The organism is Tolypothrix campylonemoides VB511288_2, assembly GCF_045999855.1.
In the GTDB taxonomy this organism is placed as follows: Bacteria; Cyanobacteriota; Cyanobacteriia; order Cyanobacteriales; family Nostocaceae; genus Scytonema; species Scytonema bouteillei_A.
Window position 1 is genome coordinate 218,287 of the sequence record NZ_JBFPMW010000007.1, and the last position, 25,211, is coordinate 243,497.

Genomic DNA, 25,211 nt, shown 5'->3' on the forward strand with positions numbered 1-25,211 from the left:
ACTTTTGTATAATATATTAAAATATCCGTTTTACAAGCAATCAGTTATTGTTACTCCATAAAATGGTATTTTGAATTAAAAAATATGCAATGTTTGTTTTAATTTACAATAATTCTTATTGCCTTCATCACAGTCCCGATAACTGCCATATCATACCAAATCCGTTTTTACCACCCCAAGTAAGCCCTAGTGATTAGAAATCACGGCTATACAAACGAAGTCCCTTCGGGTTCGCTAGTTCCCTACGGCGGGAAACCCGCCTACAGGACTAAACTCACCGCCTGCGCGGACTCTATTATAAAGGGGGTATAAGACGCGAATTTAGTATCACTTGTTTGCCAAATATATTGGACTAAACATGCGTTGATACAAACATATGTGTCTCATCCATGTAACTAGAAACTGCGAGTGAGATAAGAATGCATTTTCCCAACCTTTGCTTGGAGCGCTCAAGCAGGTTTCATACAAAACTATAAGTGTGTAAAGCTTTAAGGTGTTTCTGTTGTCTTATTAAGTATCTCAGTGCTTTTATGAGAATGTCAAGTATTAACTTAGCCACATTTGCTTAGAAATGCAAATTACGATAATCCAGTTTTATCAAAGCTTTCTAGGTTTTATCGACCCGAAAAGGTATGTTACTAAAGCTTCTTAAAAGTTACGAAAAATTACAAGTAGGAAAATTAGGATAAAATTGAGTATTAATTAAAATTTTATTAAATTTTTGAATCAAACACACATTACTAATTACAATCATCATACATAGAAATTACAAATAAACCTTACCCTGTAAGCCCCTTAATTTATATATGGAAAAAAGAAATTGCTTTATTATCTAAATACCTGTTTTAAATCCGGTAAGTAACTGGTCAATAGTTGCTGTTAATTGCAACATTTTGTAAAAAAACCAAACTACTGTATAAGTGAAAAGCTGAGTCCCAAGCAGTTGGTTCTCGACGAAATAAATGAATATGAGATGGAATTTGATGTAGTAGCTCTGTTCTGTCTAATACTGTTTCTGCAAAATGTGTAAACTCCGACCATACTTCAACCTGTAGAAGCTTTTGGTCAAGCCAGCTTAACAATTTATTCCAATTCATTTTGATCGTACTTTGGCTCATGCGATCGGCAATTTCTATACCTTCATGATAGTTATATCCATTATCATAAAATCGCAAAATTGATTTTCTTCCAGGAAGATGTAAATCGCAAAATTTAAAATAGTCTTGAGTTTGAGTTTTGCGTTCCAATTGACCACGCACGTTTCTGTCTACAACTTGTTCAAAAATAGGTAGCAGTCCCTGTACGCGTCCTCGGACTTCTGACCATTCAAAGTTAAGGGAACCAAGTTGATTTGAATCATTTTTGCAAATGACGGTTATACCTGAAGTAGATTCTTGAAAGTAACTGACTTGAAAGACTTTAATTTTTTGAATTTCAGAAAGACTCGTCCAAAAACAGGGAATATCAGCATTACGTAGCTGTTCTCCATAATATTTTAGCTCTCCTACTGCTCCCGCTCGATATACGCGCCAACTCCGACTTGGCAGCATCAGTCTTGCATTATAAGCATCAATCTGCATAATTTGAGCAAATTTTTGTGCTGCTTGAGTTTTCAAATCATTGCCAATTGGTTCTAAGACTAAGACTCCCAATTCTTTATTGCCAGAATCAGCTGTTGCTTTCGCTTTCGCTTGCTGTCGCTCCTCTTTTGCGATGTCTTCCAAGCGTTGCAAACCTTGACGTGCTTGTGTCAGTAACTTAGAATTCGTCGTATCGCGTAACAGTCGGCGGTAAGATTTTTCCGCCTCTGCTTGCTTTCCAGTAGATTCATAGAACCTTCCCAAATAAAACTGCACCCAAGGATTATCTGGCGATTCTTTCAGTAACTGTTTGAGTAATTTAGCAGCAGTAGCATAATCTTTACGCTCTAAGGCAGAAGCAACTTGCTCAAGCATGGATTTGGGATTTTAGATTTGGGATTTTGCAGACAGTCAAGTTAAGGGTTTGCAGTATTGGACTCACAGCAGGCGGTAAGTCTTAGCACCAAATTATTATTTATAGTTCCCAAATTTTCCAGATTCTAACTCAGCTGCCACAATAGATAGGGCAACAATTGGAGCTGTGACTGCTCTGAGAATGCGACGCCCAAGCGAAACAGGTTGAAATCCTGCGTCAATAGCGCACTCTACTTCTTTTTGCGTCCATCCTCCCTCCGGTCCCACTGCAATGGCAATTGTTCTTTGTCCGTCGTCATTTGCCATTTGTGTGTTGTTTTGCAAGCAATCTCGCAAATGAGGAGACTGACCGCGAGCAACACAGATGTATTGCCAATCGCTTGCAGATGATAAAGCTGTGCTGAAGGAGACAGGTTCTAAAATAGTCGGAACAAAAGAACGTTCGGATTGTTCTGCGGCTTCTCGTGCAATTCGCTGCCATCTTTCAAGTTTCTGAGAGCTTGGTTTGAGTAAAGTCCGATCGCCGATCGCCGGAGCAATGATAGCAACTCCTAACTCAGTACAGCTGCGTACTACATCATCAAATGCGTTACCCTTAGGCAAAGCCAGTATCAGCGTTATGGTTGCTCTTAATTCGGTTTGCACGACCATTGGTTCTAAAACCCGAGCGTTATCCCCTTCCAAAGACGCCAGCCACCATTGTCCCATTCCATCCATTGCAATAAAGCGATCGCCTGTACGCAAACGCAAAACACGCCCCAGATAATGCTGTTGTTGGGGAGTGAGCAAAATTTGCCCTTGTTGGAGTTGGGATGGCGCGATCGCAATTCTTTGCATTTGTTAAGGGTTAGTTGTTGGTTGTTATTTGTTAGTTGTTATTGGTTTAATTTATTTATTCATTATCCCTCAGCACTGTCATGCTTCCAAACATTGAAACAATCCCGCAGCGCCATATGGCTTCAGGCGATGTACTCTCGTTTCAAGTCTATAAATTTAATGGTGCTCATCCCGGCAAAAAAGTTTATATTCAATCTAACCTACACGGTGCAGAAATTGTTGGCAATGCTGTTATTCACCAACTTATTGAATTTTTGCTATCTGTAGAGCCCACAGACCTAGCTGGAGAAATCTGGCTGGTTCCTGTTTGTAATTCTATGAGTACAAATCAGCGATCGCATTTTTTTTCTTCTGGAAGGTATTGTATTTCGGAAGCTAAAGATTGGAACCGTATTTTTTGGGATTATGAGAAGTTTACTAAAAATATAATGGAATTCGCTCGCTCTCAAATTCATTTAAATATAGAAACAGTACGAAAAAATTATCTTGATGCTATTCAGCAAAAATTTACAGATCTTTTAGAAAAGATTAACTCTTCTAGTAGCGTCTCCTATACAGAAAAATTTCGTTATAAATTGCAATCTTTGAGTATAGATGCAGATTACCTGATCGACATACACAGCCATACAACTCAAGGATTAAACTATGTATATTACTTCCGCGATCGAGAAGAAAGTGCAAAATACTTTTTACTTCCACTTGGAATTTTATTAGATGAATATGATGGCAATGCTTTTGATGAAGCATTTATCAAACCTTGGTTAGCACTGGAAAAATGTTTCAAAGAACTTGGTAGAGAAAATAAGTTTGATGTGGAAGCTTGGACGCTAGAACTTGGAACGGGAATGCAGATGAATCCCGATTCAGTTGAGAAAGGACTTAGGGGTATAAAAAATTATTTAGTCCAGAAAGGAGTGCTGCAAACTGCTGACATTTCTGTAAAAGGAGATTTATTACAAAACACATCCCCTGAGATGAGTTTTAGCACGAGAAGCCAAGCCAAAAAATATTATGCTCCAACAGGTGGAATGATTCAATCAAAAGTTGAATTGGGAAGTTCGGTAAAGGTAGGAGATAAATTGTATCAAGTATTGCAATTTAATAAAGAAGGCAAATTACCAACTGTCATTGATGTCTTTGCCGAACAAGATGGGCTAATTTACGACTCATCAACCAATCACGCCGTTAATGAAGGTGAGTTTGTACTGGGTTTGATTGCGGTGACCAATAACCAGTAACCCGCGAGCGCTCATCAGTGGAACTACAAATATGACCATTAGATTGTTAAACTTTAAGCAAAGGCGTAAGGCAATTAAGAGAAGTGCCAGGGTGATTTTATGTTTTTTCTCTGTTTACAACAAAATTTAGGAATTTTAAAGGTACAAGATGAGGGTGGAGCCAAAGAGTGAATAGTAGTGATAGTAACATCTTCTCTAATTCAGGAGAAGTGATGATTCCGCAGGCTCCTCCTGGATTTAAGTCGGGTTTTATTGGCATTATTGGTCGCCCTAATGTCGGTAAATCTACGCTGATGAATCATTTGGTAGGACAAAAAATTGCCATTACATCACCAGTCGCACAAACAACAAGGAATCGGTTGCGAGGCATTTTAACAACACCAGAAGCACAGTTAATCTTTGTAGATACACCAGGAATCCATAAACCCCACCATCAATTGGGAGAGGTTTTGGTGCAAAATGCCAAAATAGCAATTGAATCAGTGGATATTGTGCTGTTTGTTGTGGATGGCTCTACGGTCTGTGGAACAGGCGATCTGTACATTTCCGAGCTACTGAATCGCAGTCAAACACCAGTGATATTGGGTTTGAATAAAATTGACCAACAACCAGCAGAGTTTCAACAAATAGATGGGAGTTACGCTCAATTAGCAAAGTCACTTCAATGGCAAACGGTAAAATTTTCAGCTAAGACAGGGAGCGGATTGTCGGAACTGCAAAGGTTACTAATTGAACAATTAGAGCCAGGACCGATGTACTATCCACCCGATTTGGTAACCGATCAACCAGAACGCTTCATCATGGGTGAGTTAATCAGAGAACAAATTTTACTGTTAACTCGTGAAGAAGTTCCTCATTCAGTGGCGATCGCAATCGATCGCGTAGAGGAAACTCCGACTATTACCCGAGTCTTTGCTACCATACACGTAGAACGCGATTCCCAAAAAGGCATTCTTATTGGTAAAGGTGGAACCATGTTAAAAGCAATTGGTAGTGCTGCTCGCGAGCAAATCCAAAAGTTAATTGCTGGTAAAGTCTACCTAGAGCTATTTGTCAAAGTACAACCGAAATGGCGTCATTCTCGGATGCGATTGGCAGACTTGGGATATCGCGTAGAAGAGTAAAAAGAATTATGAATTATGAATGATAAATGATGAAAATAAAATTCAGAATTCACCAATTACAATTCATAATTCATAATTCATAATTCATAATTCACAAAAATGTCTTTAGAAAGTTCCTTTCCCTTAAATTTGCCAGCTAATGCTTCTCCCCTACGAGTTCTTATTGTCGAAGATGACCCAATGATGCAACTCGGACTCGAACAATCACTTATGGCTCATCCCCAATTAGAAATTGTCGGACAAGCAGAAGATGGTTACTTGGGCGTTCAAGCAGCACTCAAATTAAAACCAGATCTGGTAGTAATGGATATTGGATTACCGCGTTTGGACGGAATCGCAGCAACACAACAAATAAAAGCAGCGCTTCCAGAGACTCATGTGGTGATGTTAACGTCTCATAAAACAGATACAGAGATTGTTGCTGCTTTATCTAGTGGTGCAGATGCTTATTGTATCAAAGGCGCAAGTGTAGAACGATTGTTGAGTGCGATCGCAGCTGCTGTTGAAGGTGCGGCTTACCTCGATCCCCAAATTGCCAGACGCGTTATTGAAAATCTTAAACCACCTACTCCTAGTGGAAATACAGCAAATTTGTCTCAGCGCGAGTTAGAAGTGTTGAAACTGATGGTAGAAGGATATAGCAATCCAGAGATTGCTGAAAAACTCTATCTCAGTCCCAACACTGTTAAAACACACGTTCGCGGAATTATGAATAAACTCTCTGTTGATGACCGCGTACAAGCAGCTGTTGTCGCTTTACGTTCCGGTCTGGTGTAGAACGTGCGATCGATCCCTATTCCCTTTTTCAAACTCAGGATTGATGAGTTATTTAGCTAAAACTTGACAAAATTGGATTGAGAAATCTTATATGCGAGCCTAGCAAAGGGTGAAGGATGATTAAATCCTGGATGGTGATTGGCGGAGTGGCATTCTTGGTTGCATTAGCTTCTAACATCATTACTCCCAACGATGTCAAGTGGTTTAAGCGTTTGCAAAGACCGAGATGGCTTACTTTTGAGGCAGCAATCCCAGTTATCTGGACTGTAGTATTTATTTGTGGTGCTTGGTCAGCTTATATTGTTTGGGAAAAAAATCCAGGAACAACGAAAACTTGGTTGCTCATGGTTTTATATCTCCTTTTAGAAATTGTTACAGTTGCTTATAACCCGGTTATGCTTCGACTTCGCAGTTTGAAAGCGGGTACGATCGTTGGCGGTACGGGTTTTATTGTAGGAATTATACTAGCAATCACAGTTTTATCTGTTTCTGGTTGGGCAGCGCTGCTTCTTGTTCCTTATTTACTTTGGAGCCCCATTGGTACGTATACTACTGGGAAAATGATACAACTTAATCCAAAGGATGCGTAAATTAGAGAGTGGTTAGTTGTTACCAACTATTAACCACTAGCCATGAAACAATTCCAACTTACGACTGATTAAAATTATGCCCTCAATTGCCACAATTGCCTTGTGTTGCTTGACAAAATGCTTAATAAGGTATAAAGCAATGATTCAATCTTGGATGGTAATTGGGGCTGTCACTTTTTCAATTGCAGTTGGCAGTTTTTTTATAACACCTCGTGACGTTAAGTGGTTTGCACGGTTAACGCGACCCCGTTGGTTAGTCTTTGAACCACTAATTCCCTTCATTTGGACTTTTATTTTTCTTTGCGGTGCGGCTTCCGCTAATATTGTTTGGCAGCAAAACCCAGGGAGTTTGAGAAGTTGGCTCTTGATGGGTCTGTTTCTCTTGTTGGAAATTATTACTATCTCTTACATTCCACTCATGCTTAGGTGGCGGAGTTTAAAAATCGGAGAAATTATTGGATCGATTGGCGTTATTTTGGGTGTGTTACTGACAATCGCCGTTTTACCAATATCTAAACTGGCTGCTTTACTGCTTGTTCCGTATTTAATCTGGAGCCCAGTAGGAACTTATACTACAGATGAGTTAATTCAACTTAATCCTCAAGATGCTTGAGGGTTAGTTGTTAGTGGTGAGTCTATCCCTGTAAGCGGGTTTCCTGCGCCCTGGAGACTAGCGTATAGCTCTTGCGGGCATAGGTTGGTGGTAACGTTTTAAGATAAGCGTCCGTAACGTGCATTTAATGAATTGTCAGGATTTGCTTCATTATTGAGCCAAGCCCACATCTGATCGCCTGAGGAAAAATGCCACCACTCTCTGGGATTGCGCTTGAATCCTGCTGTCTCCATAACATCGCACAGGAGTTGTCGGTTAGCGTGAAACTGCTGCGCTTGTAGATCGGTCGCGTTACCAAAGTACGACGGATGCGATCGCTCTGACATCTCGTCAATAGGCGAACCCATATCGACAATTGCTCCTGCATCATCCACCAATGTAACGTCAACAGCTGCACCCGTGCTGTGAGGTGGAGGTGTTTTTTCATCCAAACTGGGTTCAGCCCAAATTTTATAAACCTCCTCCCAAATCTCGTCGAGCTGCTCTGGTGACAATTTAGCCTCACTTAACCCTCTCATCTGCAAGGCTTGGGAAAAAGCATAACTCACCATAAACTGCTGTACCTCCACGGGACGGTAGGCATCAAAAATTTGGATCAGCCAGTTAGGACGGATTTGCTGGAGATAGTTTTGAGCAACTACCAAGCTATCAACAACGCTTTTACGAAGAAAATAAGGTGAGCGATCGCCATAAGGCGCACCCAACCTTTCATAAGGATGGGGAGATTCTACAGCAAATAGTTCCAAAGGAATCTGTACCAAAGGTTCACCACACTCAATAATGAGTACTTTATGATAGGGTCGCATTTTATTTAAGTATTTATTATTTATCTACCTTGTCTGCCTTGTCTCCTCTGTCCCCCCTATCTCTTTCCGGTACGGGATCGTAACCGCCGGGATGAAATGGATGACAACGGGAAATACGCCGAAGAGCCAACCAACTACCTCGCCAGACCCCAAATCGTTCAATAGCCTGGAGAGCGTACATTGAACAAGTTGGTTGAAAGCGACAGCTTGGAGGAAACATCGGTGAAATAAACATTCGATAAAAGCGAATCGGTAAAATGAGTAATAATTTCATTTATGTTGCTCAAATCTAATAAAGTGGTATTAAAGACTAAAGTTTTTATCTTGTTTTATCTTTGCTAAATTCATTACCTGGTTTAGAATCAATCCCTCCTGTTTACACGCAAATTGCCATTGCGTCAATTTGGGTATTCCTCATGCTTCTGATCGCATGGCGGGTGAATCGTCTTGATGACAAAGACCCTGAAGTTGTCAGAAAGATCGTACATATTGGAACTGGAAACATAATCTTAGTTGCTTGGTGGTTGGGTATTCCAGCCAGCGTGGGTATTACCGCTTCGATTGTAGCGAGTGCAGCCACCCTGTTGTCTTACCGATTTCCTATTCTCCCCGGTATTGATAGCGTTGGGCGCAAAAGTCTCGGAACTTTTTTCTATTCTGCCAGTATTGGTATCCTTATAGCTTGCTTCTGGTCTATACAGCAACCCCACTATGCAGTTTTAGGAGTCTTAGTGATGACATGGGGTGATGGACTAGCAGCACTTGTCGGTCAGCGATTTGGTAAGCACAAATACAAAGTTTTGGGGAGACAAAAAAGCTTGGAAGGTTCTCTCACAGTAACTGCTGTTAGCTATGCGATCGCCAGTACAATCCTACTCAGCCTCCAGGGTAATGTTTGGCAAACTTGGTTAGTTTCTTTGGTAGTCGCCTTAGTTGCGACTGGCTTAGAAGTTTTTTCAATGTTTGGAATTGACAATTTGACAGTTCCTTTAGGTAGCGCTGCAGTCGCTTTCTTTTTGAATAATTGGGTTAGTGGTCAGTTTTTAAAGTAACCAACCACCAACAACTAATTAATACCGATAAAAATTCCCGTTATGCGGAACTCCGTGACGGTATGCCTTACGTGGATGCACTTTGTAGTAATGATAGTGGTAGTGATAGACCTTTTGGGGGTAACGAACAGGGCGGTGATGGTAGCCAGGACAAGGACAACGGTAATTCCTGCGATGATACACTCTGTAATGCCGCACTTTTCGGTGACGAGCTTTATAACAGTCGTAATGCTTGGCTTGTACGATCTCTCCTTCTGATTCCACATTATCTTCAGGTGATAAATATTTTTGTGCTTCAGGTGAAAGGAGATTCATCACTTTTGTATCAGCCTGTGTTTGTAAAGGCTGTTGCTGGTTTTTCATTCTTCGATTTGTCTGTGCTGTGGCTGTCTCAAACCCCAAACAACTCAGCAATATTAAAGCACTGACTGCAAACCGCAAATAACCGTTTTTAGACAACATTCTCTCGTTGCTCCTAGTTTTTTGTTCCCGCTTTGTCTCCTGGGAATCCCTTTTGCAAGGTTTTGGCTGAAGCTATCCTTTTGAATTAGTTGAAGAGAAAGCAAAGCCTATAAAAATGGGTTATCACGCATGACAGATAAAGGAGAGTTATTAGCGATCGCAACTCTATTATTGCCACAATCTTTATTATTTGTTAATGTTTGCATTCCTGGCAAACAAACAAAATTAATCCTCTTAAAGACTGATGAAGACAAGCTATAAAAGTTTTTTTTGGTAAAAGTCAGGCAAAACGATGAACGGCGATCGTGTATTTTTCAATACAAATAAAATCTCACTGTATTTATAGACTCATATATAGTAAGGGTGTTTGCTGTTGACACCACTTGGTTTAATGCAAGAACCCCAACTTCTTGAAGAAGTTGGGGTTCTTACCCAATTTTTGTTGTGATTCTATAACAATTTGGGATTTATCAATATCAAAACCTATTTCATTAGAAGGAGTTTTTGTGAATGAGAGAGTAGTTATTGTTGTTTAGATGTAAAAGGGAGATCGCAAATCCAACAAACGAGAGAATACAACCAAGCAGAAGTCATATCTCAAGAGAGATTCCCGTAAAGGTTTTACTCAATAAATTGAAAGACTAAATATAGCTATATGATGCAAAAAAATAATTTTTTCTTCTGCAAAAAATTCAAATGAACTTTTTTAATAATTCCGTACCGCCTTTACGGCGCAAACAAGCTACCCTAGAAACTTATCGTTTGCAGGGATTTTGGCAAGTTAGCTGGCAAATAGGCAACAGACAACTGTATTCAAATTTTTATACCCGTCTTGACCAATGTTTTCTACTTTGGGGTTTAGCGATCGCACCCATGTTTGTCACTGCCCAGTTCTTCCCTATTAGTTGGCATTTACAAGCAATTTTATGGTCGATACTTTCTATTTTTGGAACTGTAGGAATGGTTTATTGGACTCACTATTGGGTCAAAGAAAGACAAGTCTGTTGGATATTATATTGTTGGGTTGTGTTGATGTTATCGGGTGTGGTTGTAACTGACTTGGGTGTTTTTTTTGGCTGGGGAGAAATACTGTTAAATTTATGTCCTATATGGTTGGGTTTGTGCTCGTTTGGCTATTTTTGTACGGGATTGGCAATCCGATCGCGAACTTTACTGTTCACAAGTGTTATTCACCTGTTGGGAATTTTAAGTTTACCTTATGTAGGTGGTTTGCAGTTTTTATTAACTGGCGCTGTCATGTTTTTCTGCTTATTTCTCTTAGCAGAATTGGAATGGGATCATTGTTAAATAGAATTAGTGGTTAGTCAGTAGTAGTTATTAGAAAAAATACTAACCGCTAACCACGGCTCGCTAAAGCTCACCACCGATTATCTGTTTTTTGATTATAGGGTTCCCCTGTAAATGGTTGTACTCCAATATTTGGATAAGCATCATTAGTAGGAGTAAAAATTCGCATTGCTGCTTCAGAAACAAACTGAGTAAAATCAGCAAGCATTTTGGAGATAGCCATAATACCAATACTCCCTTGTTTGTAATTGCTTAAATTGTTATGTTTTTCTAGTGTAGTTAACAAAATTTTGGTTGTCCGCGATCGGAAATATATTTATACTGTCCGCAACAATAAGAGATAGATATTTGCAATAGTTAAGCAAGGAAAAGGGTACGACTGGGAGTAAAGGATAAGCTTTTCTTACTTTAACGTTCTTCTATTGTTCTTTATTTTTACAGACAACTATTAAAATATTTTAAATAATAGATTAAGATAATAATATGCACCACGTAGAAATACGGGTTTTAGGCATTTTCAAGAAAAAACAGTCTAGTAGTTGACAATATTTATGGTAAAAACTACCATAAATCATAAGCTTTCTTCCAAGGGCGTTATGCCATGACCAGTTTTCCAGTCGTAAATTATGCATCTATAGACCACCAGAAGCAGCAGAGTTTGGAAAATCAAGAGTTAACGTTTTCATCTCTTGATTACAGTTTGCTGACAGACCTTTACCAGTTGACGATGGCAGCTTGCTACACCGGAGAAGGTGTAGAACAACGGCGGGCGAGTTTTGAGTTATTCGTCAGGCGCTTGCCACAAAATTTTGGTTATTTAATTGCAATGGGTCTAGCACAAGCATTGGAATATTTAGAAAATTTTCGCTTTAGTGCAACTCAAGTGGAAGCTTTACAAGCGACAGGAATTTTCACCAATGCGCCTACCCGTTTTTGGTCACTTCTAGCTGAAGGACGTTTTACAGGAGATGTTTGGGCAATACCTGAAGGGACAGCCGTGTTTGCCCATGAACCGCTGTTGCGAGTAGAAGCACCTCTGTGGGAAGCTCAGTTGGTGGAAACCTACCTGTTAAACACCCTGAATTATCAAAGTTTAATTGCAACACGAGCAGCAAGAGTGCGCGATGTAGCATCTGAAAATGCAACGCTGTTGGAATTTGGCACGAGAAGGGCATTTAGCCCACAAGCTGCTTTATGGGCTGCACGTGCGGCTTTAGCTGGTGGTTTGGATGCGACATCAAATGTGTTAGCAGCACTGCAACTGGGGCAAAAGCCCAGTGGTACAATGGCTCATTCTTTGGTTATGGCATTATCAGCAATGGAAGGTAACGAAGAACAAGCTTTTACCGCATTTCACCGTTATTTTCCAGGTGCGCCATTGTTGATTGATACTTATGATTCCATAGCGGCTGCTCGCCGTTTAGCCCAAAAGGTCAATTCTGGGGAAATGGAATTATCTGGTGTCAGGCTGGACTCAGGAGATTTGGTATCCCTGTCAAAACAAGTGAAGTTGTTGCTTCCTGGAGTGTCGATTTTTGCCAGTGGGGACTTGGACGAGTGGGAAATAGCAAAGTTAAAGGCGGCTGGTGCTGAGATTGATGGTTATGGCTTGGGAACCCGTTTAGTGACCGGTTCTTCCGTAAACGGAGTTTACAAACTGGTGGAAATAGATGGTATCCCAGTGATGAAACAATCAACTGGTAAAGGAACTTATCCAGGACGCAAGCAAATTTTTCGCACTTTAGTGGGAGGGAAGGTGAAAGCCGATAAGTTGGGACTGGCTACAGAAGATTGTTTGGAGGAACAACCTTTATTGGAACTCTTTATGAAAGAGGGACAAAGAGTGCGATCGCCTGAAAACATAGCACAAATTCGGCAGCGTACAACTGCCTCAGTCGCTAGTTTACCGGAAGAGGTCAGACAACTGAATAACCCTACGTCAGTACCAGTAAATATCTCGATCCCCCTAGAGGAACTGACACAACAAACCAGAAAACAAACCCTAACCACCAACCACTAACCATGAGAATCGCATTATTTGGTACGAGTGCCGATCCACCAACCGCAGGACATCAAGCTATTATCAAATGGCTGTCTAATAAATACGACTGGGTAGCAGTTTGGGCTGCAGACAATCCTTTTAAGTCCCATCAAACCAGATTGGAACATCGCGTAGCGATGCTACATTTGTTAATTAAGGATATCGATGCGCCTCAAGACAACATTGGATTGGAACAGCAATTAAGTAGTTTGAGAACTTTAGAAACATTAGAAAAAGCAAAAGCTCTTTGGCCAGATCGATCGGAGTTTACTTTAGTCGTAGGTTCGGATTTGCTAGCTCAACTGCCAAGATGGTATCGAATTGAAGAGTTATTACAACAAGTACAACTTCTAGTCGTACCGCGTCCGGGTTTCGTTATAGATGAATCTAGCGTGCATATCGTACAAAAATTGGGAGGAAAAATCGAGTTTGCCAATTTTATCGGTCCGGATGTTTCTTCAACTGCTTATCGAGAAAGTGGCGATAGCGAAGCCCTAACACCTCTCGTAGTTGACTACATTCATAAAGAGCATTTGTATAAATGTTTATCCAACAATGTAGCCTGTTAAACAAAATCTAATTAATCACCGGTCAGTGGTGGAACAAGGGAGGGTCACTGGTCACTGTTAAAAACTTCATTGCTTTGAACAATTGATTCCTATGCCAGGACGCAGCCAAAGAAAGTTTGTTGCTCCACTCAATCAACCCCCTTTAGCGGATTTTAAGGTTGGTGTGGATAATGTTATTTTTTCTGTAGATACTGCCCAAAATCGCCTGCTTGTGTTACTAGTGATGAGACAGCAGGAGCCATTTTTGAATCATTGGAGCCTTCCCGGTACTTTGGTGCGTCAAGGCGAGTCTTTGGAAGATGCGGCTTACCGCATTTTGTCAGAGAAAATTAGAGCAAAAAATCTATATTTGGAGCAGTTGTATACCTTTGGGGGACCGCAACGCGATCCACGGGAAGCTAGTGATAGTTATGGCGTGCGTTATCTTTCGGTCAGTTATTTTGCTCTCGTGCGATTTGAGGAAGCGGAATTAATTGCCGATCGCATGACGGGAATCGCTTGGTATCCTGTCAAGCAAGTGCCACAATTGGCTTTCGATCACAACGAAATTCTGGCTTACGGACACAGGCGTTTGCGAAATAAGTTGGAGTACAGCCCGGTGGCTTTTGAAGTTTTGCCAGAAATGTTTACTTTGAATGATTTATATCAGTTATATACTACGGTTTTGGGGGAAAACTTTTCTGATTATTCTAATTTCCGCGCCCGCCTGTTGAAGTTGGGTTTTTTATGCGATACAGGAATAAAGGTATCGCGTGGGGCTGGTCGTCCAGCTAGTTTATATCGGTTTGATGCCGAAGCTTTTGCTCCGTTTAAAGATAAACCTTTAGTTTTTATTTAACCGCATTCGTGTAACGTTTCCGTAAGGACACAGACGCGAAAAGCGTACAGAGAAGAAAATGAAGATTGCGATCGCTCAACTTAATCCTATTATTGGTGATTTGCCGGGTAATGCAAAAGAGATTCTGGAAGCGGCAAAAAAAGCTGCGAGTGTTGGATCGCGTTTGCTATTGACTCCAGAACTTTCGTTATGTGGTTACCCTCCTAGAGATTTATTGCTCAATCCCAGTTTTCTATTGGCAATGAATTATCATTTGCAACAATTAGCAAGGGATTTGCCATCAGAACTCGCTGTTTTGGTAGGAACTGTTGATGAGAATCTCAAAGCTCATAGTAATGGTGGCAAAACGTTATTTAATAGCATTGCTTTGTTGGAAAAAGGTCAGGTAAAGCAAATTTTTCACAAGCGTCTTTTGCCGACTTATGATGTTTTTGATGAAAACCGCTATTTTGAGCCCGGTTTGCAAGCCAATTATTTTTCTTTAGATGATATTCATATTGGCGTCACTATTTGCGAAGATTTGTGGAATGATGAAGAATTCTGGGGCAAACGCAGTTACACCACAAATCCAATTGCGGATCTAGCAATTTTAGGCGTAGATTTTATTGTGAATTTGTCTGCTTCTCCCTACAGTGTGGGGAAACAGAGGTTTCGAGAAGAAATGCTCAAACACAGTGTCGTGCGCTATCAACAACCGATTATTTACGCCAATCAGGTTGGGGGAAATGACGATTTAATTTTTGATGGCAGAAGTTTTGCCCTCAACCGTCAAGGTGAAATGGTCTGTCGTGCTTCTGGGTTTGAGAAAGACTTGGTTGTGGTGGAATTTGATGAGGTGCAGAGAGATTTGCAATTGAGTTCTATTGCACCAAGATATGAATCTGAAGATGAGGAAATATGGCATGGTTTGGTTTTGGGAGTCCGCGATTACGTGCGTAAGTGTGGCTTTTCCAAAGTTGTGCTGGGTTTGAGCGGTGGTATAGATTCTTCGTTAGTCGCTGCTGTGGCGACTGCAGCATTGGGACAAGACAGTGTCCTCGGTGTTCTTTTGCCTTCACCTTACAGTTCGGATCATTCCATTAGTGATGCTTTGGCATTGGCAAATAATTTGGGGATGAAAACTCAGATTTTGCCCATAGGGAAGTTGATGGAAGGTTATGACAATACCTTAGCTGAGTTGTTTGCAGGAACGGAGTTTGGCTTGGCAGAGGAGAATCTTCAATCCCGGATTAGGGGGAATTTGTTGATGGCAATTTCTAACAAATTCGGTCATCTTCTCTTATCGACTGGTAATAAATCAGAAATTGCAGTTGGTTACTGCACCCTTTATGGGGATATGAATGGTGGATTGGCTGCGATCGCGGATGTTCCAAAAACTCGCGTTTATTCAATTTGCCAGTGGTTGAACACTCAGGCGCTCTTGAGTGGGAAGGGGGTCTTGGGGAAAATACCTTCCCATTCTCAATCTATAATTCCAGAAAACGTTCTGAGTAAAGCACCTAGTGCGGAACTCAAACCCGGTCAAGTTGACCAAGATTCTCTTCCGCCCTATGATGTGTTGGATGATATCTTGGAACGCTTGATTCACCACCACCAATCCCCCGGACAAATTGTTGCTGGAGGTCACGAGCCGGGAATTGTGGACAGAGTCATCGATCTAGTGGCGCGTGCAGAATTTAAAAGGAGACAAGCACCTCCTGGGTTAAAGATTACCGATCGCGCTTTTGGTACTGGTTGGCGAATGCCTATTGCAAGTAAATGGGTGGGTATAAAATATAATGCCTGAGCCTGATAGGGATGGTTGCTAAGATGGAGCTACAATCGCCTTCTGTCTTGATATTCATCCCTGTCATCTCCATCGCGACTGCTTATCCGGTAGTCATTTCTGTCCTCATCATCTTTGTTGCGATCTCGCTTGCGCTCTTTGTTGTCCTCAAAATTCCAATCTTTTGACTTTTGATACGATTCAGATAAACCCTCTAAACTTTCCACGGCACATTCTAGAGCTTCAAAGTATCCTAAAACAGCTTCTGCGTTATCTGGAGAAGTTCGCCAATCCAAGATTTCATCAGCTCTATCTTGTAATCTTTCTATCAACTCAATTTGCCGATTCAGTAATTTTTCTATCCGATAATCCATCGTAGTTACCTCAGTATTATTAGTTATCAATTAGGAACAATTTCGATAAGACAACCGGGCTGTAGCGAAGGAAGGAATGCTCTTGGATTGTCCAAGCACTTATTATAAGCTGTGGGGAGTGCCAATTTCAAATACTGTAAATCTACCCTAGCAAATTAGAATCCAAAAGCGAATGCTCCCAAACTATGAAGATTGTACAAGAAGTATCCTTAATGAGTCGTGGTAGTTTTGAAAAGTCTCAACAGTGGGTGACTATTCAAAACGAAATTCGCAGTGCTATTCAGTTAATAGTTTGGCCTCCTGGCACCTCAAACTTCACAATCAATCCAACACCCCACGGGAATGGAGTCAAGCCTATCAAAAATGCTTGTATGGCTTTTCTTAAGGAAACTTTTGGTTGGCAACTGGAAACAAAAATAACCTATGCAACTAAATCACCTGGACGAGTTGATGCAACAAAAGCTTTAAACGGACATCTTTTTGCTCTTGAATGGGAAACTGGCAATATTTCATCAAGTCACCGTGCAGTCAATAAACTAGTTCTTGGTCTTTTGCGGGGTGTGTTTTTAGGTTCGGCTTTAGTGCTTCCTAGTAGGAAACTTTACCCTTATCTTACTGATAGAGTAGGAAATTATGAGGAATTAGAACCTTACTTTGATGTATGGCGATCGGTGAACATTAATGAAGGATTCCTTGCTATCTTTGTAGTTGAACATGATGCTCAAGACAGCAACGTAGCAAGAATCACAAAAGGAACAGATGGTCGTGCTTTAATCTAGAGCATCACTGAAAACTTATCGTCTGATTTTTAAGAAAATAAATCTAGTTGTTTTGAATCATTGTGCAAAATTTTCGCTTTTTTCTTGCCCCTAGCTGATTCCCATTCTTCTACTTTCCCAAGCGCTAAATCTTTTAGTCGCTTAACTGCTGGCTCAACATCACCAATTTCTGTACCAAGCCAATACCGATGCAACTTCTCTGCGGCATAAAATGTAGTTCCAGAACCGCCAAAGGGGTCGATAACTATTTGTCCTGGGTTTGATGCCATGGCAATGATACGTTCTAGCATAATCGGAGCTAATTCATTAGCACCTCTTGTTTTATATTGGCGGTGTCGTACTGGTGGAATGTCGCTCCACATTTCCTCAAGCTCTGTCCAAAAAGTTTCTTCAGTGCGATCGCCCGATGCATCTTCCCAGACATCTTCAGGAGTATCCCAAATATCCATCAAATTGATGCCTTGAGGATTTAGCTTTTTACGATGTCCGCCGTAATCGCGAATTTCTCCTCCACAATGTCGGCAAACTTGAATGGGTGTATATACTTTATTGAAAACAGTGGGTTCTCCTTTCGTATAGTAAAGCAATCCATAATGAGCCGGGGACATTCGCTTGCCACGAGGAAAAGCTTTTGGCATCCTGCATGCAATCCAATGGCGAAAAAGCATACCTTTTTGGTTGAGGTATGCACCATACTCGATACACCATTTAGGCAAGTTGAAAATAAATAAACTGCCTCCAGGTTTTAAAACACGAATGCTTTCACTCAGCCACTGTTTTGACCATTCAAGGTATTCCTCGGATTTCATTTGGTCGTTCACACCTTTGCCGTAATCCTTACCTAGGTTGAAAGGCGGATCGGCAAATGCTAGATCGACACACGTATCGGGAAGAGCATTGAGAAACTTGAGACAATCGCCTTGGTAGAGAATGCCATAATCGCTTTGATATGCCTCTATTAAGTTTTGATTAGTAGCAGTCAAAGGAGATATGAGGCAAACAGAAGACATTGATGGTTTTTTCTTTTACTCAGGCTGTCACTCAATTCTAATCAATATCAAGCCACTACAAGAAGTGATTGCTGGAATTTCTCTGCGAGCAACAAAACCGCCTCTTCAATGACAAAACGTCGTGGCTCGCTATTGTGTTCGCTCAGTTGTTCTACGATCGCGCCTGCTTTTTCAGAAATTCTGGGTGGCTGATATTCTCTGCCATGACCGACATATCTCCATGGCGTTGGCTCTTTTTTTGGTTGATTGTCTTTGTGTTTCTTGGTTTCGATTTGAATATCTTGTTTGGAAACCTCTTGGGTACAAGCTTTTTCCAATACTGACTTGATAACCTCTATTGGCGTCCGACCCGTGGCTAATTTGTAAAGTGCTGACGGAGAGAGGTGGCGATTGATTTGCTCGAGTTGTTTTGTGGTGAAGTTCCCAAGTATGGGGGCTAGTTTTAACAACTGGTTGGCAATACCTGATATCCATCCCAAAGAGTTGGCTAGGGCTTGTTCATACTGTTTGGGCTTGAGTTGATCTTTGAGGAAAAGCAACAATTGCCCAATTTTGGCGGCTCCTAGTAATAAGGAAGGATTTGTGTAGGTTATCTCGCTGATGACTTCTTTTATCAAGTCTTTACCCGGCTTAGCGAGTCTGCGAATGAGGTATTGAACTTCCCCTGCAATTGTTTCAGAAAAATTCCCAGCGGGAGCTGTTTCCGGTGCTTTAATCATGCTAAGATCACTCCAGAATAATTTAAATAAATTGATTTTTCTGAGGAAGTGCTCTTGCAGTCAACATGAGCGCTTCCTCTTTCACTCATCATACAATAATCCGGAAATTTTTCTTGTAAAATTTTCTGTAGGATTTTAGAATTTCCAGAGAAAAAAGAATCACTCCGCATACTCAACATGAGCGCGAAAACAAGGGAGATTTTCTCGACATAAAATCATCTATTGTAAAAAGCGATAAGCCGAGTACGGCTTGCGCTGTTGAGCGATCGCAACGCTGCAAGTTAAGCATTCTCAGAGATAGCTCATGCCTCATACATCTTCTCCCTCTTTTACCTATGATAAAAATTGGTCGAAGATGCATTCGTCAATTGCCGCCTTACATCCCCATCGCACCCGTTGAATGAGGTATTACGGCGTTTGGATAAAAGCCCAAGAGCTTGATTCTTGGCAATTCAAAGAAACAGGCTTGAGCGTTGATTCTGCATTTTTGGAACAGAGCTAAGCCACCGCAAAAAGTACTTGCTGGAATTTTTCTGCGAGCAACAAAACCGCCTCTTCGATGACAAAACGTCGTGGCTCGCTATTGTGTTCGCTCAGTTGTTCTACGATCGCGCCTGCTTTTTCAGAAATTCTGGGTGGCTGATATTCTCTGCCATGACCGACATATCTCCATGGCGTTGGCTCTTGTTTCGGTTGATTGTCTTTGTGTTTCTTGGTTTCGATTTGAAGATCTTGTTTGGAAACCTCTTGGGTGCAAGCTTTTTCCAGTACGGATTTGATAACTTCAACTGGTGTCCGACCCGTAGCTAATTTGTAGAGTGCTGACGGCGAGAGGTGGCGATTGATTTGCTCGAGTTGTTTTGTGGTGAAACTTCCAAGTATGGGGGCTAGTTTTAACAACTGGTTGGCAATACCTGATATCCATCCCAAAGAGTTGGCTAGGGCGTGTTCGTATTGTTTGGGCTTGAGTCGATCTTTGAGGAAAAGCAATAATTGCCCAATTTTGGCTGCTCCTAGTAATAAGGAGGGATTTGTGTAGGTAATCTCGCTTATGACTTCTTTTATCAAGTCTTTACCCGGCTTAGCGAGTCTGCGGATGAGATATTGAACTTCCCCAGCAATTGTTTCAGAAAAATTCACAGCAGGAGCTGTTTCCGGTGCTTTAATCATGCTAAGATCACTCCAGAATTATGTTTATTAGTTTATTTTTTCGAGGAAGTGCTCTTGCTGTCAACACGAGCGCTTCCTCTTTCGCTCATCATACAATAATCCGGAAATTTTTCTTGTAAAATTTTCTATAGAATTTTAGAATTTCCAGAGAAAAAAGAATCGCTCCGCATACTCAACATGAGCGCGAAAACAAGGGAGATTTTCTCGACATAAATCATCTATTGTAAAAAGCGATAAGCCGAGTACGGCTTGCGCGTTCGAGCGATCGCAACGCTGCAAATTGTTTTTGCGAGCAGTTTCGCTCTCATTTCTAAGTAACGAATAAAAACCCAAGAGCTTGTTTCTTGGCAATTAAGGGAAACAGGCTTGAGCGCTGATTCTGAATTTTTTGAACAGAGCTAAGCCACTGCAAAAAGTACTTGCTGGAATTTCTCTGCGAGCAACAAAACCGCCTCTTCGATGAGAAAACGTCGTGGCTCGCTATTGTGTTCGCTCAGTTGTTCTACAATCAAGCCTGCTTTTTCAGAAATTCTGGGTGGCTGATATTCTCTGCCATGACCGACATATCTCCATGGCGTTGGCTCTTGTTTCGGTTGATTGTCTTTGTGTTTCTTGGTTTCGATTTGAAGATCTTGTTTGGAAACCTCTTGGGTGCAAGCTTTTTCCAGTACGGATTTGATAACTTCAACTGGTGTCCGACCCGTAGCTAATTTGTAGAGTGCTGACGGCGAGAGGTGGCGATTGATTTGCTCGAGTTGTTTTGTGGTGAAACTTCCAAGTATGGGGGCTAGTTTTAACAACTGGTTGGCAATACCTGATATCCATCCCAAAGAGTTGGCTAGGGCGTGTTCGTATTGTTTGGGCTTGAGTCGATCTTTGAGGAAAAGCAATAATTGCCCAATTTTGGCTGCTCCTAGTAATAAGGAGGGATTTGTGTAGGTAATCTCGCTTATGACTTCTTTTATCAAGTCTTTACCCGGCTTAGCGAGTCTGCGGATGAGATATTGAACTTCCCCAGCAATTGTTTCAGAAAAATTCACAGCAGGAGCTGTTTCCGGTGCTTTAATCATGCTAAGATCACTCCAGAATTAATTATTAAATTTATTTTTTTGAGGAAGTGCTCTTGCAGTCAACATAAGCGCTTCCTCTTTCACTCATCATACAATAATCCGGAAATTTTTCTTGTAAAATTTTCTGTAGGATTTTAGAATTTCCAGAGAAAAAAGAATCACTCCGCATACTCAACATGAGCGCGAAAACAAGGGAGATTTTCTCGACATAAAATCATCTATTGTAAAAAGCGATAAGCCGAGTACGGCTTGCGCGTTCGAGCGATCGCAACGCTACAAATTGTTTTTGTGAGCAGTTTCGCTCTCATTTCTAAGTAAGGAATAAAAGCCCAAAAGCTTGATTCTTGGTAATTAAGGGAAACAGGCTTGAGCGTTGATTCTGAATTTTTTGAACACAGCTAAGCCACTGCAAAAAGTACTTGCTGGAATTTTTCTGCGAGCAACAAAACCGCCTCTTCAATGAGAAAACGTCTTGGCTCGCTATTTTGTTCGCTAAGTTGTTCTACAATCAAGCCTGCTTTTTCAGATATTCTGGGGGGTTGGTATTCTCCAGAGAGTCTGGGGGGCTGAGATTCTCTGCCATAACCGACATATCTCCATGGTATTGGCTCTTTTTTCGGTTGATTCTGTTTGTGTTTCTGCTTTCGAGTCGAATATCTTTCTGGGGAACCTCTTGCATACAATAGAAATTTAAGAAGCCAGCGCTATTCTGCTTGAAACCACTGGTAACAAACAAGCTGAATATCTTCTTCCTCAATAATTTCTGATGGATTTACTTCTCTTTCTTCCTCAATTTCATGATATTGATCTTGATCGACAAACAATTCATCTAGCGCAGAAACTAGTGTATGTAAGTCTTTGTTTTCAAGGTATCTTTCCCAATTTGCTTTTATGTCACGCTCATAGACACGAAGATTAACTGTGGTAATAACCTTTAATACTCGCTGCCTCATCTCTTGATATGTTGGTTCTTCATTGAAAGGTTTCAATTCAGTCAAAGCGTGATAAATTTGCTGTAAACGTTTATTTAGCTTAGGTTTTAATTGGCTACCAGCTTGTTGCTTTTTAAAGTAAGCCATCAAGTTACATATAGCCCCTTCCAAAATATCAAATATAGAGTTGTCAAACTTGACTGGAAGCAGTTTCTCTGGAAGCGGAAAGCCTTCCGCTTTACATTTTAGCCAATTAAAGATTTTACGCTTGTCGCTAATTCGTAGGTCTTGATTAAGGGAAATTACATCATTAATACGGGGATAAAATTGCCAGAAGTGTTTATCTTTGGCACGAAATGCCAGAAATATTCCCCCATCTTTCATTTCAGGGATATGAAAATGGCGCGTGCTGTGAATTCCTAGTGGAATTTCTTCAGCTGCTTGCTCACCTTCTTGTTGGAAAAATTCTAGTAGAGGTAAACGCATTTCTTCTAAAGAAGCCAAATCAGCAACTTGTTCTAGTTCCTCTAAAATTGCCTCTTTATCTGCATCACTCATTGCTTTCTTAAGTCGGTATAATTCTTCCAATGATTTCTCTGAAATGATTTCTCCTAAAACACTAGCATCTAATCCAACTTTCTCATTAATCATAGCAATTCGACTTTGTAATCGCCGCACCAATCCGAGTAAAGCTTCCAAACCTTCTTCGGGAAAGCAGTTATAAATTAATAGTTCTTCATAGTTAGTGCCTAAACGGTCAATCCGACCAGCACGCTGAATCATTCTTACTGGGTTCCAATGCAAGTCATAGTTAATTAAAACACCTGCATCTTGTAAGTTTTGGCCTTCCGATAAAACGTCGGTACAAATAAGAATGTCAATTTCCTGTTTCTGAGAATTTTGCTGTTCTTGCTGACTTTGGTTGTTAGCTTTGGGCGCAAATTGCTTAACTTTTTCTTCTCTTTGCTTACCAGCAGTTTCGCCAGTTATTTTGTCAATAGTTAGTAGACGATCATCTATTGACATCTCCTTTAACCACTCATCATCTGCTATCAACTGTTTGTACAAATAATCGGCAGTATCTTTGAAATAGCTAAATACTAAAACTTTTTTAGCCTTAAGTTCGTTCTTTAGCAATTGTTTAAATTCTACTAGCTTGAGATCGGATTCTTGTCCTATTTTTACATTTTTTTGAATTTGCAATAGTTGATTATGAATACTGGTAAGGATATTAAGATCTGATTGAATACGACTGCTTAACTCATCAATTTGGTAATCATTCAGGTCAATTTCATCCAAAGATTCAATTAACTCATTAACAGAAATATTATCTTCTTCATCTGTCTCTGCTGCTAGAATCTTGCGAAAATTTTTGCTGTCTAGCAGCTTCCCCCGTTGTAACAAAGTAAAAAATCTCTCTTGAAAATCTTTCTGCTTGCAGATACTGCTTTCAAATGCAATTAGAGAACTTTCTAGCCGTTTTAGATACAGTGACTTCATTAAGGCGATAAGGGCATCATTCCGCAGTATGTCATCATTTTCTTGCTTAGTTTTTTGTTGTTTAAAAGCTTTGATGTTATATGGAGCTAAATGTAATTCATCAATTTGATTGGCAATTCTAGCGTAAAGACCCTGGTAACAAGCCTCAAAATTATAAGTGAATTGTTTTAATTGACGCTTAGGAAAGCTAATTTTTTGACCACTAATGTAAATTTCTTCCCCTGCTAACTGTCGCTTGATAACATCTTTGCGAGAGCGTCTTACCATTGTTTGAAACAGCAGTTCAGTAATTTCTGCCTCACCTTTTGCTAACTCTTTAAAATAAGTTTTGAGATTGGGTATTCCCCATCCTTGATAATATTTTTCTGTGTTCCGTGTCAGCAGTAAAATTTGATGATAAAGGTCATAAATGCTAGTGTTTAATGGTGTTGCGGTTAGCAATAATACCCGCTTATTTCGCTTGCCACTACCAATCAATTTCTGTAAATTTATGTATCTATTTGTTGCACTATTACGAAAGTTATGAGACTCATCCACGACGATGATGTCATGCTTGTTGTAACGACGGATGTCGAAGGTTTTACGACTAATTTCTTCCTGAGAAACTACATCTGCCTTAATTCCAAATTCATCTAACTTTTTCAACCACACTAAATCTCGTAATTGGGCAGGGCATACAATCAAGGCACGAGGTACATAACCAGGACGCTTGTCTTTGATCAGATAGTGGTCAAGTACCCGCAAACCAATGTAAGTTTTGCCTAAGCCAACTGCATCTGCTACTATGCAACCTCGGTGGCGCTCCAATAATCTGACAGCACGTTCAAAACCTTCTTGTTGAAAACTAGCTAGTTCTAAACTTGTGCGAATGCTTGTATCTGGCAAGGTGTCTTCTTTAAAAAGTTCGTAAAGTGCTTTTAAAAACACTTGGTAGGGTGTATAAGCTTTACTACCGAATTTAGAGGCATTTAAAGCATTAATTAGTTTGTCTTTGTATTCACGATCAACACTTTTGTCTGCCCAGAATTTTTCAAACCAATTTTGGCGAAGGTCTTGGGCTATTACTAAAGTTTTATTTAATACATTTAATTCTGTATTGCCACTCAAGCCGGCAGGTGTAAAGTTACTGGAGCCAATAATACTATAATTATCAAAAACATAAGCTTTGGCATGTAGAAACTGCGCTCCTTCACCAATGGCTCCGTAAAGTCTGACATGGATATGATCTTGCTGTAGGTATGCAATTAAACGGTCAATTTGCTGTTTATATTTCAGCTTATATTTTTCTACTTCTAACTGTTTTTGTACGTCATGGTGAAAATAGCTGGTTAAGTCAATACGATCGCCCTCTGCTGGTCGAATTGTGGGGTCGCGACCGATCAGTAGACGTAAATTAGTTAAAGCATTAAAAGCTGCTTCTAGCCGTATCCACGCCTCTATTCGGAAAAATCCAGTAGCAATGTCTAGGTTTGTTTGGCTCTCATCTAAAATGAGCGCTCGCAAAACGTCTTCCAGTTTATGTTGTTTATTGTCTATGTAATCGGGGAGAGGCATAAGTTACAAACCTTTTACCACTAAAATAGTCACATATATTGTTTTAGGTTGGACAGTACGGAAGATAGTTGAGTGCCGAGTTTCTGCAACGAAACCAAAGTATCTGCCGCCAAAATAACTTAACCCCC

The 25,211-nt window shown here is 40.5% G+C and carries 26 protein-coding genes; 13 read left to right on the forward strand and 13 right to left on the reverse strand.

Annotated features, from left to right (window positions below; genetic code table 11):
• Positions 1–866 precede the first annotated feature (866 nt).
• Together AB0756_RS22155 and AB0756_RS22160 are read right to left on the reverse strand one after the other, a co-directional pair.
• A complete protein-coding gene (locus AB0756_RS22155) occupies positions 867–1,955 on the reverse strand; it encodes a tetratricopeptide repeat protein (protein WP_038083661.1) in 1,089 nt (362 codons plus the stop codon).
• 96 nt (positions 1,956–2,051) lie between these two features.
• Positions 2,052–2,792: a 16S rRNA (uracil(1498)-N(3))-methyltransferase gene (locus AB0756_RS22160; protein ID WP_038083659.1), complete on the reverse strand. Its 741-nt coding sequence runs from the start codon at positions 2,790–2,792 to the stop codon at positions 2,052–2,054.
• Between the two features lie 80 nt (positions 2,793–2,872).
• On the opposite strand from AB0756_RS22160, the gene AB0756_RS22165 reads away from it, so the two are divergent.
• The 5 genes from AB0756_RS22165 (at position 2,873) to AB0756_RS22185 (ending at position 7,134) form a co-directional block, all read left to right on the forward strand.
• Positions 2,873–4,030: a succinylglutamate desuccinylase/aspartoacylase family protein gene (locus AB0756_RS22165; protein ID WP_038083658.1), complete on the forward strand. Its 1,158-nt coding sequence runs from the start codon at positions 2,873–2,875 to the stop codon at positions 4,028–4,030.
• 212 nt (positions 4,031–4,242) lie between these two features.
• Positions 4,243–5,154 (forward strand): GTPase Era, encoded by a 912-nt coding sequence (gene era / locus AB0756_RS22170; RefSeq protein WP_038083656.1) that lies wholly within the window; start codon positions 4,243–4,245, stop codon positions 5,152–5,154.
• A gap of 99 nt (positions 5,155–5,253) precedes the next feature.
• Positions 5,254–5,931 (forward strand): response regulator, encoded by a 678-nt coding sequence (locus AB0756_RS22175; RefSeq protein WP_038083654.1) that lies wholly within the window; start codon positions 5,254–5,256, stop codon positions 5,929–5,931.
• Between the two features lie 116 nt (positions 5,932–6,047).
• Positions 6,048–6,521 (forward strand): TspO/MBR family protein, encoded by a 474-nt coding sequence (locus AB0756_RS22180; protein WP_038083653.1) that lies wholly within the window; start codon positions 6,048–6,050, stop codon positions 6,519–6,521.
• A 139-nt stretch (positions 6,522–6,660) separates the two neighbouring features.
• Positions 6,661–7,134 (forward strand): TspO/MBR family protein, encoded by a 474-nt coding sequence (locus tag AB0756_RS22185; RefSeq protein WP_038083651.1) that lies wholly within the window; start codon positions 6,661–6,663, stop codon positions 7,132–7,134.
• Between the two features lie 98 nt (positions 7,135–7,232).
• Here the strand turns inward: AB0756_RS22185 and AB0756_RS22190 are convergent, their stop codons facing one another.
• Together AB0756_RS22190 and yidD are read right to left on the reverse strand one after the other, a co-directional pair.
• Positions 7,233–7,940, reverse strand: coding sequence for a M15 family metallopeptidase (locus tag AB0756_RS22190; RefSeq protein ID WP_038083649.1), 708 nt, complete (start codon positions 7,938–7,940; stop codon positions 7,233–7,235).
• 16 nt (positions 7,941–7,956) lie between these two features.
• A complete protein-coding gene (gene yidD / locus AB0756_RS22195) occupies positions 7,957–8,214 on the reverse strand; it encodes a membrane protein insertion efficiency factor YidD (protein WP_038083647.1) in 258 nt (85 codons plus the stop codon).
• A 61-nt stretch (positions 8,215–8,275) separates the two neighbouring features.
• On the opposite strand from yidD, the gene AB0756_RS22200 reads away from it, so the two are divergent.
• Entirely contained in the window at positions 8,276–8,992 is a 717-nt protein-coding gene (locus AB0756_RS22200; protein ID WP_050046844.1) for a diacylglycerol/polyprenol kinase family protein, read from the forward strand.
• 18 nt (positions 8,993–9,010) lie between these two features.
• Here AB0756_RS22200 and AB0756_RS22205 read toward each other — a convergent pair whose 3' ends face one another.
• On the reverse strand, positions 9,011–9,454 hold the full coding sequence (locus AB0756_RS22205) for a hypothetical protein (RefSeq protein WP_137986601.1): 444 nt from the start codon (positions 9,452–9,454) through the stop codon (positions 9,011–9,013).
• 129 nt (positions 9,455–9,583) lie between these two features.
• On the opposite strand from AB0756_RS22205, the gene AB0756_RS22210 reads away from it, so the two are divergent.
• Positions 9,584–9,715, forward strand: a complete 132-nt coding sequence (locus AB0756_RS22210; protein WP_272899795.1) for a hypothetical protein — start codon at positions 9,584–9,586, stop codon at positions 9,713–9,715.
• Between the two features lie 435 nt (positions 9,716–10,150).
• The gene (locus AB0756_RS22215; protein ID WP_038083643.1) at positions 10,151–10,762 is read left to right on the forward strand and encodes a hypothetical protein; all 612 of its coding nucleotides are present in this window, start codon (positions 10,151–10,153) and stop codon (positions 10,760–10,762) included.
• 70 nt (positions 10,763–10,832) lie between these two features.
• Here the strand turns inward: AB0756_RS22215 and AB0756_RS22220 are convergent, their stop codons facing one another.
• A complete protein-coding gene (locus AB0756_RS22220) occupies positions 10,833–10,985 on the reverse strand; it encodes a hypothetical protein (RefSeq protein WP_167844756.1) in 153 nt (50 codons plus the stop codon).
• Between the two features lie 378 nt (positions 10,986–11,363).
• Here AB0756_RS22220 and AB0756_RS22225 point away from each other — a divergent pair, with 378 nt between their 5' ends.
• From AB0756_RS22225 to AB0756_RS22240, 4 genes are all read left to right on the forward strand, one after another.
• A complete protein-coding gene (locus AB0756_RS22225) occupies positions 11,364–12,782 on the forward strand; it encodes a nicotinate phosphoribosyltransferase (protein ID WP_202048656.1) in 1,419 nt (472 codons plus the stop codon).
• Between the two features lie 2 nt (positions 12,783–12,784).
• Entirely contained in the window at positions 12,785–13,372 is a 588-nt protein-coding gene (locus AB0756_RS22230) for a nicotinate-nucleotide adenylyltransferase (RefSeq protein ID WP_038083637.1), read from the forward strand.
• A 91-nt stretch (positions 13,373–13,463) separates the two neighbouring features.
• Positions 13,464–14,210, forward strand: coding sequence for an NUDIX hydrolase (locus AB0756_RS22235; protein ID WP_038083633.1), 747 nt, complete (start codon positions 13,464–13,466; stop codon positions 14,208–14,210).
• A gap of 58 nt (positions 14,211–14,268) precedes the next feature.
• Complete coding sequence (locus AB0756_RS22240; protein WP_038083629.1) at positions 14,269–15,996, forward strand: NAD+ synthase; 1,728 nt, start codon at positions 14,269–14,271, stop codon at positions 15,994–15,996.
• A gap of 29 nt (positions 15,997–16,025) precedes the next feature.
• Here the strand turns inward: AB0756_RS22240 and AB0756_RS22245 are convergent, their stop codons facing one another.
• A complete protein-coding gene (locus AB0756_RS22245) occupies positions 16,026–16,349 on the reverse strand; it encodes a hypothetical protein (RefSeq protein ID WP_038083626.1) in 324 nt (107 codons plus the stop codon).
• A 185-nt stretch (positions 16,350–16,534) separates the two neighbouring features.
• Between AB0756_RS22245 and AB0756_RS22250 the strand changes: the two genes are divergently transcribed.
• On the forward strand, positions 16,535–17,128 hold the full coding sequence (locus AB0756_RS22250) for a PDDEXK family nuclease (RefSeq protein ID WP_038083624.1): 594 nt from the start codon (positions 16,535–16,537) through the stop codon (positions 17,126–17,128).
• Positions 17,129–17,157: 29 nt separating this feature from the next.
• Here AB0756_RS22250 and AB0756_RS22255 read toward each other — a convergent pair whose 3' ends face one another.
• The 6 genes from AB0756_RS22255 to AB0756_RS22280 all read right to left on the reverse strand — a co-directional run bounded on the left by AB0756_RS22255 (position 17,158) and on the right by AB0756_RS22280 (position 25,083).
• Positions 17,158–18,138 carry a DNA-methyltransferase gene (locus tag AB0756_RS22255; protein ID WP_038083616.1) on the reverse strand — a complete coding sequence of 327 codons (981 nt, stop codon included), beginning with the start codon at positions 18,136–18,138 and terminating at the stop codon, positions 17,158–17,160.
• A 47-nt stretch (positions 18,139–18,185) separates the two neighbouring features.
• Positions 18,186–18,857, reverse strand: coding sequence for a hypothetical protein (locus tag AB0756_RS22260; RefSeq protein WP_038083614.1), 672 nt, complete (start codon positions 18,855–18,857; stop codon positions 18,186–18,188).
• Between the two features lie 498 nt (positions 18,858–19,355).
• A complete protein-coding gene (locus AB0756_RS22265; protein WP_408019861.1) occupies positions 19,356–20,027 on the reverse strand; it encodes a hypothetical protein in 672 nt (223 codons plus the stop codon).
• Between the two features lie 398 nt (positions 20,028–20,425).
• Complete coding sequence (locus tag AB0756_RS22270; RefSeq protein ID WP_038083610.1) at positions 20,426–21,097, reverse strand: hypothetical protein; 672 nt, start codon at positions 21,095–21,097, stop codon at positions 20,426–20,428.
• Between the two features lie 398 nt (positions 21,098–21,495).
• Entirely contained in the window at positions 21,496–21,780 is a 285-nt protein-coding gene (locus AB0756_RS22275) for a hypothetical protein (RefSeq protein WP_050046847.1), read from the reverse strand.
• A 21-nt stretch (positions 21,781–21,801) separates the two neighbouring features.
• A complete protein-coding gene (locus tag AB0756_RS22280; protein ID WP_038083608.1) occupies positions 21,802–25,083 on the reverse strand; it encodes a helicase-related protein in 3,282 nt (1,093 codons plus the stop codon).
• Between the last annotated feature and the right edge of the window lie 128 nt (positions 25,084–25,211).

Excerpts from the sequence above, each read along its gene's own strand:
- AB0756_RS22245 (WP_038083626.1), bottom strand. The coding sequence starts at position 16,349 with ATGGATTATCGGATAGAAAAATTACTGAATCGGCAAATTGAGTTGATA.
- AB0756_RS22225 (WP_202048656.1), top strand. The coding sequence starts at position 11,364 with ATGACCAGTTTTCCAGTCGTAAATTATGCATCTATAGACCACCAGAAG.
- AB0756_RS22280 (WP_038083608.1), bottom strand. The coding sequence starts at position 25,083 with ATGCCTCTCCCCGATTACATAGACAATAAACAACATAAACTGGAAGAC.
- AB0756_RS22220 (WP_167844756.1), bottom strand. The coding sequence starts at position 10,985 with ATGGCTATCTCCAAAATGCTTGCTGATTTTACTCAGTTTGTTTCTGAA.
- AB0756_RS22230 (WP_038083637.1), top strand. The coding sequence starts at position 12,785 with ATGAGAATCGCATTATTTGGTACGAGTGCCGATCCACCAACCGCAGGA.
- AB0756_RS22185 (WP_038083651.1), top strand. The coding sequence starts at position 6,661 with ATGATTCAATCTTGGATGGTAATTGGGGCTGTCACTTTTTCAATTGCA.
- AB0756_RS22210 (WP_272899795.1), top strand. The coding sequence starts at position 9,584 with ATGACAGATAAAGGAGAGTTATTAGCGATCGCAACTCTATTATTGCCA.
- AB0756_RS22270 (WP_038083610.1), bottom strand. The coding sequence starts at position 21,097 with ATGATTAAAGCACCGGAAACAGCTCCTGCTGTGAATTTTTCTGAAACA.
- AB0756_RS22175 (WP_038083654.1), top strand. The coding sequence starts at position 5,254 with ATGTCTTTAGAAAGTTCCTTTCCCTTAAATTTGCCAGCTAATGCTTCT.
- AB0756_RS22255 (WP_038083616.1), bottom strand. The coding sequence starts at position 18,138 with ATGTCTTCTGTTTGCCTCATATCTCCTTTGACTGCTACTAATCAAAAC.
- AB0756_RS22160 (WP_038083659.1), bottom strand. The coding sequence starts at position 2,792 with ATGCAAAGAATTGCGATCGCGCCATCCCAACTCCAACAAGGGCAAATT.
- AB0756_RS22190 (WP_038083649.1), bottom strand. The coding sequence starts at position 7,940 with ATGCGACCCTATCATAAAGTACTCATTATTGAGTGTGGTGAACCTTTG.
- AB0756_RS22180 (WP_038083653.1), top strand. The coding sequence starts at position 6,048 with ATGATTAAATCCTGGATGGTGATTGGCGGAGTGGCATTCTTGGTTGCA.
- AB0756_RS22165 (WP_038083658.1), top strand. The coding sequence starts at position 2,873 with ATGCTTCCAAACATTGAAACAATCCCGCAGCGCCATATGGCTTCAGGC.
- AB0756_RS22205 (WP_137986601.1), bottom strand. The coding sequence starts at position 9,454 with ATGTTGTCTAAAAACGGTTATTTGCGGTTTGCAGTCAGTGCTTTAATA.
- AB0756_RS22250 (WP_038083624.1), top strand. The coding sequence starts at position 16,535 with ATGAAGATTGTACAAGAAGTATCCTTAATGAGTCGTGGTAGTTTTGAA.
- era (WP_038083656.1), top strand. The coding sequence starts at position 4,243 with ATGATTCCGCAGGCTCCTCCTGGATTTAAGTCGGGTTTTATTGGCATT.
- AB0756_RS22240 (WP_038083629.1), top strand. The coding sequence starts at position 14,269 with ATGAAGATTGCGATCGCTCAACTTAATCCTATTATTGGTGATTTGCCG.
- AB0756_RS22215 (WP_038083643.1), top strand. The coding sequence starts at position 10,151 with ATGAACTTTTTTAATAATTCCGTACCGCCTTTACGGCGCAAACAAGCT.
- AB0756_RS22260 (WP_038083614.1), bottom strand. The coding sequence starts at position 18,857 with ATGATTAAAGCACCGGAAACAGCTCCCGCTGGGAATTTTTCTGAAACA.
- AB0756_RS22235 (WP_038083633.1), top strand. The coding sequence starts at position 13,464 with ATGCCAGGACGCAGCCAAAGAAAGTTTGTTGCTCCACTCAATCAACCC.
- AB0756_RS22265 (WP_408019861.1), bottom strand. The coding sequence starts at position 20,027 with ATGATTAAAGCACCGGAAACAGCTCCTGCTGTGAATTTTTCTGAAACA.
- AB0756_RS22155 (WP_038083661.1), bottom strand. The coding sequence starts at position 1,955 with ATGCTTGAGCAAGTTGCTTCTGCCTTAGAGCGTAAAGATTATGCTACT.
- yidD (WP_038083647.1), bottom strand. The coding sequence starts at position 8,214 with ATGAAATTATTACTCATTTTACCGATTCGCTTTTATCGAATGTTTATT.